We start from the raw sequence: 12,899 nt of genomic DNA, 5'->3' as shown, positions 1-12,899 counted from the left end.
AAATGGAATTTGATTTTCTGGCACCGGTAGAATCAGAGATTATTGATTTTGTAAAAGATTTGTCTTCACAGCATTTGGGAAGCAAAGTCGTTTTTCATTCTGATAAGAATTTTCCTGATATGAATCAGGTCAAGATCGCGATAATCGGCGTTCTGGAAAACCGCGGTTCCGGAAACGATGCTGAGGTTAATCTGACGGAAATCAGAAAAGCATTTTATTCATTATATCCGGGAAACTGGCATGTTTCGATTGCTGACCTTGGTGATATATTGTCTGGAAGTTCACTTGAAGACACTTATTTTGCAACACACAAAGTCATTGCAAAATTGTTGAAATCAGGCATTATCCCGATTGTTATTGGCGGATCACAGGATCTGACTTATGCTTTATACCGCGCTTTTGATACGTTGGAGCAAATGGTAAACCTTGTCGCTATTGACAGCCGTTTTGATTTCGGTAAAGATGATTCAGGGATTTCGGCGACGTCTTATCTGACAAAAATCATTGTTGACGAGCCAAACAATTTGTTTAATTATTCAAACATTGGTTATCAGACCTACTATAATTCGCAGGAAGAGATCGATTTAATCGAAAAATTGTTCTTTGACGCCTATCGTTTGGGGGATGTATCCAACAATATATCGATTTCTGAGCCTGTTTTGCGCGACGCTGATATCGTTTGCGTTGATTTAACGTCGGTAAAGTCATCCGACTCAGGAAATTTTGTTACTTTTACACCTAACGGTTTTAACGGAAAAGAGATTTGTTCTTTATCGCGATATGCCGGAATTAGTGATAAAGTATCGCTTTTTGGTATTTTCAATCACAATTCCACAAAACAGGAGAGTCAGTTAATTGCGCAGATTATGTGGTATTTTATAGAAGGGTTTCATTACCGTTCAAATGAGTATCCATACGGGAGCAAAGAAAACTATCTGAAGTACATTATCCCCATGGAAGACGAGGAGTTGATTTTCTATAAAAGCAACAAAACGGATCGTTGGTGGATTGAGATTCCGTTTATTTCAGCATCGAGTAATAAACTCAAAAAAAGTACGTTATTACCATGTTCTTATGACGAGTATTTGGCTGCCTGCAATCATGAAATGCCAGAAAGATGGTGGAAAGCGCAACGAAAGAATGTTATCTAAAAATCGAAAAAATCCAATTTTGAATCAGTTTTAGAAATGAAGCTTAAAATTAAAAAATTTAGAATGATTAATAGTATTTTTCTTTCAAATACCAATGATTTAAGTATTTTATCGACAAATTATGCACTTTATCGATAAAATATTTTTTTTTACGATATTTTAAGTTTATTTTTGATCTGTGAAATAAATTTTACAATAATATAATTGCTTTTTTGAAAAATAATAAATAGGTTTACGCCCTTTAAATATGAATACATACATAACCCAAATTTATATGAAGAAATTCATTGCATTTACAGTAATTTCGGCGCTGTTGGTTGGCTGTGGCGGGTCTAGCGACAAAGGTGAACTCGTTGGAGTAAAAGGAAAGAAGTGGCATCCGGAGAAGCCTTACGGGATGACATTGGTGCCAGGTGGTTCGTTTATTATGGGTAAATCTGATGATGATTTGGCCAATGTGCAGGACGCGCCTACTAAAACAGTTACAGTACGTTCTTTTTATATGGACGAAACTGAAATTACAAACAGTGAATACCTTCAGTTTGTAGGATGGGTTAAAGATTCTACCATGAGGGTTCGTTTGGCAATACTTGCGGACGAAGTTGGCGGCGGCGGAACGGCTGGCGGTGACGGAAAAGGCAAGAAAAATGCAGGCAGTATTGCTGATTTTGCATTTAATGATGCCGATCCTGCAAAAATGACTCCATACGACAAATACATGTATGAGAACTACTATAGTGTGGGTACAGACGACGATGCTTATGCAGGTAGAAAAATCAACAAAAAAGTAAAATTGATTACGGATACAGCCAAATATCCTGATGAATATTATACAGAGGTTATGGATAGTATGTACATTCCTGTAGCAGAATCATATAATGGTTTGAGAACTGTTGATGTAACGAAATTGAAATTCCGTTATTCCTGGATGGACATTCAGGCTGCGGCCAAAGCTAAAAAAGGAAAGAGAAAAGACTTTATCAAAACAGAGCAGGTTCAGGTTTATCCGGATACTACGGTTTGGATCAAGGATTTTGCTTACTCATACAACGAGCCGATGCATAATGATTATTTGTGGCACCAGGCTTACGGAAATTACCCTGTAGTTGGTGTGAACTGGAAACAGGCGAAAGCATTTTGTGCATGGAGAACCTTGTATAAAAACTCTTACATTAAAAAGAAAAAAGGAAGGGATTTGATCAACTCTTTCAGGTTGCCTACAGAGGCTGAGTGGGAATATTCTGCGCGTGGCGGATTGGAATCAGGAGCTTATCCTTGGGGTGGTCCTTATACGAAGAATGACAGGGGATGTTTCCTTGCGAACTTCAAGCCTAACAGAGGTGATTATGCTGCCGACCAGTCTTTATATACTGTAGAAGCAAAATCATTTGAGCCAAATGGATACAACTTGTATAATATGGCAGGTAACGTTGCAGAATGGACGGATTCGTCTTATGATCCTGCTTCTTACGAATTCGTTTCTACAATGAATCCAAACGTCCCGGATCAAAAGAATATGCGTAAAGTAGTTCGTGGCGGTTCATGGAAAGATGTTGCTTATTTCTTGCAAGTAAGTACACGTGATTTCGAATACGCAGACACTGCAAGAAGTTACATCGGTTTTAGAACTGTACAGGATTATATGGGTACTATCACCACAGGTAATGCACCAAAAAGATAAAAATTAACCAATTTTATATTTGAATTTAACTTAACTAACTAAAAAAATTATTTTATTATGGCATTTTTAAGCAAAAAAGTAATGAATTTCGCTTACGGTATGGGAGCGGCAGTAGTAATCATCGGTGCGCTTTTCAAAATTCAGCACTATCCTGGAGCAGGTCCATTATTGATTATCGGTCTTGTAACTGAGGCGTTAATCTTTGGTTTGTCTGCATTCGACCCAGTTGATAATGAATTGGACTGGTCATTGGTTTACCCGGAATTAGCAGGAGGAGATGCTAAAAAGAAAGAAGCTAAAAAAGAAGATCCAAAAGATGCACAAGGTTTATTGTCACAAAAACTAGACAACCTTTTGAAAGAAGCTAAAATTGACGGAGAATTGATGGCGAGTTTAGGAAACAGCATCAAGAACTTCGAAGGTGCAGCAAAAAACATAGCTCCTACAGTAGATTCTATTGCTTCAACAAGAAAATATGCTGAAGAAATGACTACAGCAGCGGCTCAAATGGAATCATTGAACGGACTTTACAAAATCCAATTGGAAAGCGCTTCAAGAAACGCACAAATCAACAATGAAGTTGCTGAAAACAATTTAAAATTAAAAGATCAAATGCAATCTTTAACTTCGAACTTGTCTTCATTGAACAATGTTTACGGAGGTATGCTTTCTGCAATGGGTAACAACAGAGGATAATTTTCTGACTATTTTTAATAATATAACTTAACTAACTAATTAGAAAAAATGGCAGGAGGAAAATTAACCCCTAGACAGAAGATGATCAACCTGATGTACCTGGTTTTCATCGCGATGTTGGCTCTTAATATGTCAAAAGAAGTATTGTCTGCTTTTGGCTTGATGAATGAAAAATTTGAATCAGCGAATAAAGCGTCTATCGATAACAACAAACAATTGTTGGCTTCGATTGATCAAAAAGGGGCTGAGAATGCAGGTTTGTTTGGAGAAGCAAAAGCAGCTTCAGACAAAATTGCTGCGATCTCAAAAACTTTTTACGATTTCGTAGACAATTTGAAAAAGGATGCAACTAATGGTGTAGAACTTGATCCTAAAACAGGAAAGCTTCCTTACGAAGCAATGGATAAAGGACCGCACATTGACGAAACTTGGTTTGCAGGAGACAATTATTCTGCTAAAGGGACATCAATCGTTAATGCAATGAACAAATATGTAGCTGATATGAAAGCTGCAGCAGGGAACAATCCAAAACTGGTTCCTGTAATTAAAGAAATTGAAGCTAAATTCAATACTGCTGACATCAAAGACCGTGAAGGTGTGACCAAAAGGTATTTGAACTATCACTTCGAGCATTTTCCAGCAATTGCATCACTTGCAAAATTAACAGCTTGGCAAAATGACATCCAAAAAGCAGAAGGTGATGCTTACAATAATTTGTTAGGAAAAGCGGCTGTAGATGCATCTTCGATGAAAAATTATACTGCTTTGGTAGTATTGGATAAAAATGCGTACTTCCAAGGAGAAACGGTTACAGGTAAAGTAGTTTTAGGTCGTTATGACGAAAACACCAAACCAACATCTTTCCAGGGTCCAGGTAAAATTGTAAACGGACAGGCTGTAATCTCTATGACTGCAGGTGCTGTTGGTGAACAATCAATCAATGGTAACTTTACCTTTATGGAAGACAACAAACCGGTTCCTTTGAAATTTGAAGGAAAGTATGTAGTTGTTCCAAGACCAAATTCAGCTACGATTTCTGCAGATAAAATGAATGTGGTTTACCGTGGTGTTGTGAATCCAATCACGATCTCATTTGCAGGAGTTTCTGACAACAACGTAAATGCTTCTGCTCCTGGAATGAGCAAAGCTGGTAAGCCAGGAAAATACAATGTGAGCCCAGGTCAAGGTAGTGAATTGGTAATTAACGTAAATGCCAAACTTCCTGATGGAAAATCAGTTGCTGATAAAAAAGTATTCAGGATCAAAAGTATCCCGGCTCCGGCTGGTGCTATCGGAGGTGAAGTGGGCAGCGTAAAAGGTGCTAAATCACGTCTTGAAGTATCTCAGGTTTCTGCAAAAATGCTTGATTTTGATTTCGAAGTAAAATTGAACGTAACAGGATTCAGCTTTAAAGTTCCTGGACAAGCTACGGTAATCGTGAGCGGAGACAGAGTGAATGCACAATGTAAAGCAGCACTTGCAAGAGCAGGTAGAGGTGATCAGATCATTATCTCTGATATCAAGACTAAATTGGAAGGTTCTTCAATTTTATTGTCAAGAACAGCTTCTGTTATTTACGAAATACAATAATAATTTAAGTTAGACCGTTAACCTACTTAAACAACTTAGAATTATACAAAGATGAAGTATAGAAATTTTTTAATCGTTATCGCATTTGCCATCGGAAGTTCTGCTTCTTTCGCGCAATCCAATTTGCTCAACGCAAAAACGCCGGAAGAAATCGGAAAGAAAACGGCAGCCCAGCTTATTTCTGACAATGACAAACCATTACCTTATGGTTACGTTCATGACAGGGATGTACTGATGGGGAAAACCACTTGGGAGATTGTCGATTTGGATGAAAGAATCAACTTTCCTTTGTATTATCCTATTGATACGGCAAATATCGGAAGGGATAGAAGGTCTTTGTTTGATGTGTTGCTTAAAGGAATCAAAACAGGTAGGATCACAGAAGTATATTCGGATAGTTATTTCAACACGAAAAAAACTTTTAAAGACATGACTTCATCTTTTACTTACGTAGATACTACGGATGCAGGTAAAGAAGAAATCAATGCCAACTATGATGCTTATTTTCCTAAAGCAAGACCAGCTTCAGTAAAGAAGAATAAAAAAGGAGTAGTAATATCATCGACTCCCGCTTCTACACCAGTTGGAAAAACTTTAGATCCACAATACATCAATAAAAAAGAGTTGACTGCCCAGGATATCTCAGATTATAAAATCAAAGGATACTGGTATTTTGACAAACGTCAGAGTGAATTGAAGTACAGGCTTTTGGGAATTTGCCCTATTGCGCCTGAAGCAAGGGAAATCGGTGCTGAAAATCCGGATTACATTGAATTGTTCTGGGTCTATTTCCCATCAATTAGGGAAATCCTGCATGAGAACAATGCGTTTAACGACAGAAATTCAGCCATGCCAACGTCATTCGACCACTTGTTGAATGCACGAAGATTTAATGGTACAATTTATAAAGAAGAGAATGTTTACGGAGATAGAGAAATCGCCGATTACATGAAAGAAAATTCTCAAATGCAGCTTTTGGAATCAGAAAGGGTTAAAGATAAAATCCGTGATTTCGAACAAGATATGTGGAATTACTAAATTTCTTTTTTAAACATATTATAAACTCCCGTCTTTGGCGGGAGTTTTTTATTTTTACACCATGATTGACTATATTATTGTTGGGTCTGGACTTGCAGGTATCGCTTTCGCAGAAACTGCACTAAATAGCGGCAAGACGATTTTGGTTTTCGATAACCATTCTCAAAACTCTTCAACCATTGCTGGCGGTTTATACAATCCTGTGATTTTAAAACGGTTTAGCAAACTCCAGCAAGCGCAAGAGCAATTGCTCGTATTGCAGGAATTCTATGATGAAGTCGAATCGAAATTGGATTTAAAACTGAATTTCAGATTGCCGGTTCTAAGAAAATTTTTCTCTGTTGAAGAACAAAATAATTGGTTCACCGCTTCAGACAAACCTGGATTGTCTCCTTTTCTTTCTACAAAGTTGATCCATACAAAATATTCCGGGATTGATTCTCCTTTCGGATATGGGGAAGTTTTGCAAACCGGTTATGTTGAAACAGCCCAGTTGCTTCAATCCTATCAAAAGTATTTAAAAGACAAAAATCAGCTTGTCGAAGAAGTATTCGACTACGATTTGTTAGAATCCAACCCTGATTTTGTCCGATATAAAAATATTCATGCAAAACACATTGTATTTGCCGAAGGTTTTGGATTGCACGCAAACCCATTTTTCAAACATCTTCCGCTTGACGGAACAAAAGGCGAATTGTTTATTATCAAAGCGCCAAATTTGAATTTGGATGTGATCTTGAATACCAATGTGTTTATACTTCCGCTCGGAAATGACCTCTTCAAAGTTGGCGCAACTTACAATTGGGAAGATAAAACCAACCAAACCACCGAAGCTGGAAAAGCCGAACTCATCGAAAAAATCTCCGAAATCCTCAACTGTAATTTTGAAATCATCGAGCATCTTGCAGGCGTTCGGCCAACGGTTAAAGACCGACGTCCATTATTAGGTACACATGCCGTTTATTCAAACATCCATATTTTCAACGGACTCGGAACACGTGGCGTCATGCTCGGCCCATTTATGGCAAAAGTATTATTCGACCATATTGAATTTGGAACACCAATCGACCGCGAAAACGACATCAAAAGATTTGATAAAAAGAAGTAATTATTTTGGCACGTTTCCTTCGTATGAAACAAACATATTGATGTAAATGTTTCTCGAAAGCCGCAACACAAATGGCATCAGAACAATCAGACTGGCGAAAATAACCAGAAATGAACCTTTCATTCCCAAATCAAAAATCGCAAAGGAAACAATAAATGCAGCAATTCCGATCGCGACATTCAATCCGTAACTGACATACATCGCACCGTAAAAAAACGATGGCTCGATCATGTATTTCAATCCGCAATGGCTGCAATGGTCGTGCATTTTTAAGACTTTCGACAAATGCAGCGGATTTTGGTCAATATACATACTCTCATTCTGGCATTTAGGACAAGTTCCTGTTAAAATGCTATATAGTTTGGATCCTTTTTTTAACATTTGCAAAAAAATTAAAACTGACGAATTTCAGTCCGGTTCAAATTTACAAATACAATCACAGATACTCTTATAATAAATGCTTAATATCCATAATTTATCGGTTTCGTTTGGCGGAACTTTTTTGTTCGAAGAAGTAACTTTCCGTCTTGGAGCTGGCGACCGTGTTGGCCTTGTCGGAAAAAACGGTGCCGGAAAATCAACAATGCTCAAGATTCTTGCAAAAGATTTCGCTCCGGATTCGGGAAGCATTGCTGCTGAAAAAGAAATTCGCATTGGATTTTTACGTCAGGATATCGATTTTGAACAAGGCCGAACCGTTCTTGAAGAAGCGTATCAGGCTTTTACCGACATCAAAGAAGTCGAAAAGAAACTCGAAGAAATCAACCACCAATTGGTCACGAGAACCGATTATGAAAGCGAAGAATACAGCAAAATTATAGAAGACCTTTCAGATTATACACACCGTTTTGAATTGCTCGGCGGCTACAATTACGTTGGAGATACCGAAAAAATCCTTCTCGGACTTGGTTTCAAACGCGACGTATTTAACAACCAAACCGAAACTTTCTCCGGAGGTTGGCGTATGCGTATCGAACTCGCCAAATTGCTTTTACAAGCCAATGACGTACTGTTGCTTGATGAGCCAACGAATCACCTCGATATTGAATCGATCATCTGGCTCGAGAACTTTTTGAGAAATTATCCAGGCGTAGTCGTAATCGTTTCACACGATAAGATGTTTCTGGACAATGTCACAAACCGAACAATCGAAATTTCACTCGGAAAAGCTTACGACTTTAATAAACCATATTCCCAATATTTAGAGTTGCGCCACGAAATCCGCGAAAAGCAATTGGCTACACAAAAAAACCAGCAAAAGAAAATTGAGGAAACTGAAAAGCTCATTGAAAAATTTCGCGCCAAAGCTTCAAAAGCTTCGATGGCACAATCGCTAATCAAAAAACTGGACAAAGTAGAACGCATTGAAGTGGATGAAGACGACAATTCGGTCATGAATATTTCGTTTCCGGTTTCAAAAGTTCCGGGCCGCGTTGTGGTCGAAGCCGATCACGTCACCAAAAGCTACGGCGATAAAACGATCTTAAAAGACATTTCACTATTGGTCGAACGCGGAAGCAAGATTGCTTTCGTCGGACAAAATGGCCAGGGAAAATCAACATTCATCAAAGCCATTGTCAACGAATTCGAATATCAGGGAACTATCAAACTCGGACACAACGTCCAAATCGGATATTTTGCCCAAAACCAGGCCGAATATCTCGACGGGGAAATCACGCTGCTTCGTACGATGGAAGATGCCGCAACAGATACCAATCGATCAAAAGTACGCGATATGTTGGGTTCATTCCTTTTCAGAGGCGATGATGTCGAAAAAAAGGTAAAGGTCCTTTCTGGTGGCGAAAGAAACCGTCTGGCACTTTGTAAATTGCTTTTACAGCCGATCAACGTACTTGTTATGGATGAGCCGACGAATCACTTAGACATTAAATCCAAAAACGTACTCAAAGCCGCGCTCCAGAAATACGAAGGAACGTTATTGCTTGTTTCCCATGACAGGGATTTCCTTCAAGGCATGTCGAATCTCGTTTACGAATTCAAAGACCAGAAAATCAAGGAATACCTCGGCGATATTAACTATTTCTTAGAGCAGCGCAACCTTGAAAACATGCGTGAAGTCGAAAAGAAAGACGCGATCAAAAAAGAAACGCCAAAGGAGAATGCAAGCAAATTGTCCTACGAAGACCAAAAGAAAGGCAAGGCGCTCCAGAATAAACTCAGCAAAGTCGAAAGCCAGATCAAACAATTGGAACGCGACATCCAGAACGACGATAAAATGCTCGCTTCAAACTACAACAAACACATCGAAGACGCGAATTTCTTTAAAGCCTACAACAAGAAAAAAGCCGAATTAGACCAATTCCTGCTCGAATGGGAACTCGTTCAGGAGGAAATTGACAATGCTGTTAGTTGAACGGTCAATGTCAAAAGTCTAACGATTAGGAGCCGGGAACCTGCTATTCGCTGCAATCTTTTTTCGGCGGAAAATCTCAAAAAGGATTTACGCTGCTATCAGGGCTAGGGTTTACATGTGTCAATTTACATTTGGTCAAGAAATCAGCCCAATTCGTTTCGAATGGGCAATCGCTTCATTACTATCAGTAAAATAACAAGTCGCAACATTCATGTCTTCCATGTTTTTTAAAGCAGCGACCGCTTTTTCTTTTTTATGATGCCCGGTCTGCCTGATGTAAACCGATTTCACATTCACCGGGAAAATCTTGCAAATGTTTTCATACAAAAACGGATCGTGCTGCGAATCGTCCCCAAGCAAAGTATATTTTAAGTTCGGGTAAAATTCCAGAATGTGCTTTATCTTTTCAAACTTGTGGTTGTGATCGCCGCGGCCGGTAATGAACAAATCGAGCAGGCTGGTTTTGATGTCTTTCAACAACAAAACCGCTCTGGGCAAATCATGGAGTTTAGTAAAATCAACAATAAACCGATACAAATTCCATTCGCTGCTCGATACATAGAAAAAAGCATTTTGCTCTTCTTTATTGTTTCGTCCTGCCGTACTTAAAGCTTGGTAATGTGGAACCACGCCCTCAAAAACTTTCCTGGAATTCACATTTCGAAACAACAAAATGAATATTTTCTTAAACGGGTTCCGCGTATGCGATACTAAAAACGTATCATCAATATCCGAAATAAACCCCAAATTTCCTTCGTGCGGCCGAATGAAACTGCCTTTTTCTGTAATTTCCTCGCCATCGTGAAAAATACTCACATAATAATCCATCCAGCCATAACCGGTTTCTTTGTCCAATGGAAGGCAAAATTTAAAATAACCGTCATCTAAAGTTTTAGTGTGGATTTTCCCGCCATTTAAATCCAGATATACATCGGCATTTTTCTGGGTTTTGATCCGAAACATCCGAATCACCGAACGCGCATTTTTAAACCGGGTTTTCTGAAAATCATATTCTTCTTTTGTCGTCGGGCGAAAAACATGGCCCATCACGATCAATTCTCCTTCATTGGCATAACCGCGGTATAATTTTAAAATTGGCTTCATGAAATTTTTATGCTTTTAATAGGATTTTGTCAGATGTAATTTACCTAAATTTAACCAATAAAAGAAGCTAAAAAGTGAAAAAGACGGTAATTATGGTTGTGAATCCCATTTCGGGAGATGTCGATAAAGTGGCTTATACCGAAGCCGCGCAGGCTTTCGCCGAAAAAGAAAACCTCGAATTTATTCTGTATGAAACCATTGGAAACGGCGATATTCCAAAAATAAAAGCATTATACGAACAACACAAACCCGAAAGGATCCTGGTTGCCGGCGGTGACGGAACCATTAAAGAAGTTGCCGAAGCGCTAGAACACTACGATGTTATTATCGGGATTTTACCGGCCGGATCTGCAAACGGTTTGTCAGTCGATTTAAACTTGCCCGATGCTCTCGAGGAAAATCTCAAAATCGCTTTTCACAACAATTACATGGAAATGGACATGATTTGCATCAACGGCAAAAAAAGCCTGCATTTAAGCGATCTCGGACTCAACGCACAATTGGTCAAAAACTATGAAAACAGCTCGACGCGCGGCATGATCGGCTATGCTTTACAGGCGATTACAACGTTGTCCGAACAGGAAGAACCATTTACAGCAACAATTGTTGCGAACAATAAAACGACCGAATGCGTCGCGCGCATGATCGTCATCGCGAATTCACAGAAATACGGAACCGGAGTAACGATCAATCCAACAGGCGTAATGAATGACGGAAAATTCGAAATCGTAATCCTTAAAAACCTTGACTTATTGGTTTTTGGAAAAATAATCACAGGGAATATGCCGGCCGATACGGATGATGTAGAAATTATCTCGACTGACAAAGCCAAAATTTCGCTAGAAAACGCCGTAAGTTTCCAGATTGACGGCGAATACATCGGACAGGAAAAGGAACTTGATATTTATATTTTACCCGGACAAATGAAAGTTGCGATTCCTTAATTTTTAAATGGACTGCGCTCGTTCCAGATCGTTTGAGGTTCGAAATATTTGAAAAAGCGCGCCATAAAAAAGTTCAAAACCGGATTGCTGTGTTTGATAAATCCAAACATTTCTACAGGTTTGGCGCCAACAGAACTCTTGATTTCCAAAGCCGTTCGTGCAAAAATAATCCGCGAATAGCCTTTATTGACAGAATAAGCGATCATGTCATAAAGCATGTTCAGGTACAGCATTTTCTCGCGTTGGCAAGTTTCATCATAACCCAAAAAATACGTATCGATGTCGCAGCCGTTTTTAATCAGCGTGTTAAATCCGATTAATTTGCCTTCATCAAAATAACCGTAAAATAAAAATTTGTCGCCGAGCAGTTTTTTGAATTCGACGAAATGATTTTCCGGTAGATAGAATGTGTTGAAAGCTGCATTTTGCGAAACCGTCAAATACAACTGATTGATCACAAGATTATAATGTTTGATTTCTTCCAACGACAATTTTCGTTTCGCAATTCCATCGGCTTTTTTTCGGGCACGTTTGTATTGGTCGCGGTATTTTTTCTGTAGGTCTTCGATGTAATTATCGAATGAAAACCAGCTTTTCCGGATATCAAAAACCATATTCGGCTGGGTCGAAAATTTATAAAAAGCATCAAATTCGGCAGTATTGCATTTTGAAATCTGTTCCGATGTAAAATCTTTCCAAACCATCAAATGCACTTTTGAGCATTTTGTATGGACGGTTTTTTTAATTTCTGCGGCAGCGTTGTGCAGCAAATGCAAACCTTCGGATTCCGAAATAGCATCAGAAAAAGCAAAAGCATTTTGCCCGGTAAGCATATTGTTTCCAATGAACAGCACATTCGAACTGAAATTCTTAAAAACCAAATTCCGGATTTTAGTTTTGAAACATTGGTCGCGATCGCCAAAAGATTCGACTGTTTTCAAATTTATGAATTGTGAAAGCGCAACTCCAGAAAGTTTTTCATCGGCAAATAAACCGATAAAAAAGGACTTCATATTTTCTGGAGCTGATTTTTCAAGCAATTCGAGATAAGCGCGTTGCAGAAAAACGGTATCGGAAATCGAATCCCATTCGGACGGAAGCTGTGAGGCAGAATCATAGATCTGATAAGAAAGTGAAGTGTTCAAACGATTTCGAAAGTTGAAAATAGCATTCAAATATACGGCAACTTCGCATTTTAGTTTCATTTGCCAAA

11 protein-coding genes are annotated in these 12,899 nt (G+C 38.7%); 8 read left to right on the top strand and 3 right to left on the bottom strand.

What is annotated here, in order from left to right:
• The first annotated feature begins 2 nt into the window (after positions 1–2).
• From BLS32_RS00625 to BLS32_RS00600, 6 genes are all read left to right on the top strand, one after another.
• Positions 3–1,151: a formimidoylglutamase gene (locus BLS32_RS00625; protein WP_091391384.1), complete on the top strand. Its 1,149-nt coding sequence runs from the start codon at positions 3–5 to the stop codon at positions 1,149–1,151.
• Positions 1,152–1,425: 274 nt separating this feature from the next.
• On the top strand, positions 1,426–2,832 hold the full coding sequence (gene porK / locus BLS32_RS00620) for a T9SS ring complex lipoprotein PorK/GldK (protein WP_091392313.1): 1,407 nt from the start codon (positions 1,426–1,428) through the stop codon (positions 2,830–2,832).
• A gap of 57 nt (positions 2,833–2,889) precedes the next feature.
• Positions 2,890–3,528 (top strand): type IX secretion system motor protein PorL/GldL, encoded by a 639-nt coding sequence (gene porL, locus BLS32_RS00615; RefSeq protein ID WP_091391383.1) that lies wholly within the window; start codon positions 2,890–2,892, stop codon positions 3,526–3,528.
• Positions 3,529–3,576: 48 nt separating this feature from the next.
• On the top strand, positions 3,577–5,118 hold the full coding sequence (porM, locus tag BLS32_RS00610) for a type IX secretion system motor protein PorM/GldM (protein WP_091391382.1): 1,542 nt from the start codon (positions 3,577–3,579) through the stop codon (positions 5,116–5,118).
• Positions 5,119–5,169: 51 nt separating this feature from the next.
• Positions 5,170–6,156 carry a type IX secretion system ring subunit PorN/GldN gene (porN, locus tag BLS32_RS00605; RefSeq protein WP_091391381.1) on the top strand — a complete coding sequence of 329 codons (987 nt, stop codon included), beginning with the start codon at positions 5,170–5,172 and terminating at the stop codon, positions 6,154–6,156.
• Between the two features lie 61 nt (positions 6,157–6,217).
• Positions 6,218–7,264 (top strand): NAD(P)/FAD-dependent oxidoreductase, encoded by a 1,047-nt coding sequence (locus tag BLS32_RS00600; RefSeq protein WP_091392311.1) that lies wholly within the window; start codon positions 6,218–6,220, stop codon positions 7,262–7,264.
• On the opposite strand, the gene BLS32_RS00595 is transcribed toward BLS32_RS00600, so the two are convergent.
• The gene (locus tag BLS32_RS00595; RefSeq protein WP_091391380.1) at positions 7,265–7,645 is read right to left on the bottom strand and encodes a DUF983 domain-containing protein; all 381 of its coding nucleotides are present in this window, start codon (positions 7,643–7,645) and stop codon (positions 7,265–7,267) included. It abuts the gene before it with no gap.
• Positions 7,646–7,721: 76 nt separating this feature from the next.
• Between BLS32_RS00595 and BLS32_RS00590 the strand changes: the two genes are divergently transcribed.
• Positions 7,722–9,638: an ABC transporter ATP-binding protein gene (locus tag BLS32_RS00590; RefSeq protein ID WP_091391379.1), complete on the top strand. Its 1,917-nt coding sequence runs from the start codon at positions 7,722–7,724 to the stop codon at positions 9,636–9,638.
• 135 nt (positions 9,639–9,773) lie between these two features.
• Here BLS32_RS00590 and BLS32_RS00585 read toward each other — a convergent pair whose 3' ends face one another.
• Positions 9,774–10,742, bottom strand: a complete 969-nt coding sequence (locus BLS32_RS00585) for an App1 family protein (protein WP_091391378.1) — start codon at positions 10,740–10,742, stop codon at positions 9,774–9,776.
• 74 nt (positions 10,743–10,816) lie between these two features.
• Between BLS32_RS00585 and BLS32_RS00580 the strand changes: the two genes are divergently transcribed.
• Positions 10,817–11,686, top strand: coding sequence for a diacylglycerol/lipid kinase family protein (locus tag BLS32_RS00580; protein WP_091391377.1), 870 nt, complete (start codon positions 10,817–10,819; stop codon positions 11,684–11,686).
• Here the strand turns inward: BLS32_RS00580 and BLS32_RS00575 are convergent.
• On the bottom strand, positions 11,683–12,831 hold the full coding sequence (locus BLS32_RS00575; protein WP_091392308.1) for an 8-amino-7-oxononanoate synthase: 1,149 nt from the start codon (positions 12,829–12,831) through the stop codon (positions 11,683–11,685). The genes BLS32_RS00580 and BLS32_RS00575 overlap by 4 nt on opposite strands.
• Positions 12,832–12,899: the final 68 nt, after the last annotated feature.

The sequence above is a fragment of the Flavobacterium noncentrifugens genome (genome assembly GCF_900100375.1).
GTDB classification, from domain to species: Bacteria; Bacteroidota; Bacteroidia; order Flavobacteriales; family Flavobacteriaceae; genus Flavobacterium; species Flavobacterium noncentrifugens.
Note: the sequence above shows the minus strand (reverse complement) of the source record. Positions and strands in the feature narration are given on the sequence as shown.

Excerpts from the sequence above, each read along its gene's own strand:
- BLS32_RS00625 (WP_091391384.1), top strand. The coding sequence starts at position 3 with ATGGAATTTGATTTTCTGGCACCGGTAGAATCAGAGATTATTGATTTT.
- porK (WP_091392313.1), top strand. The coding sequence starts at position 1,426 with ATGAAGAAATTCATTGCATTTACAGTAATTTCGGCGCTGTTGGTTGGC.
- porL (WP_091391383.1), top strand. The coding sequence starts at position 2,890 with ATGGCATTTTTAAGCAAAAAAGTAATGAATTTCGCTTACGGTATGGGA.
- porM (WP_091391382.1), top strand. The coding sequence starts at position 3,577 with ATGGCAGGAGGAAAATTAACCCCTAGACAGAAGATGATCAACCTGATG.
- porN (WP_091391381.1), top strand. The coding sequence starts at position 5,170 with ATGAAGTATAGAAATTTTTTAATCGTTATCGCATTTGCCATCGGAAGT.
- BLS32_RS00600 (WP_091392311.1), top strand. The coding sequence starts at position 6,218 with ATGATTGACTATATTATTGTTGGGTCTGGACTTGCAGGTATCGCTTTC.
- BLS32_RS00595 (WP_091391380.1), bottom strand. The coding sequence starts at position 7,645 with ATGTTAAAAAAAGGATCCAAACTATATAGCATTTTAACAGGAACTTGT.
- BLS32_RS00590 (WP_091391379.1), top strand. The coding sequence starts at position 7,722 with ATGCTTAATATCCATAATTTATCGGTTTCGTTTGGCGGAACTTTTTTG.
- BLS32_RS00585 (WP_091391378.1), bottom strand. The coding sequence starts at position 10,742 with ATGAAGCCAATTTTAAAATTATACCGCGGTTATGCCAATGAAGGAGAA.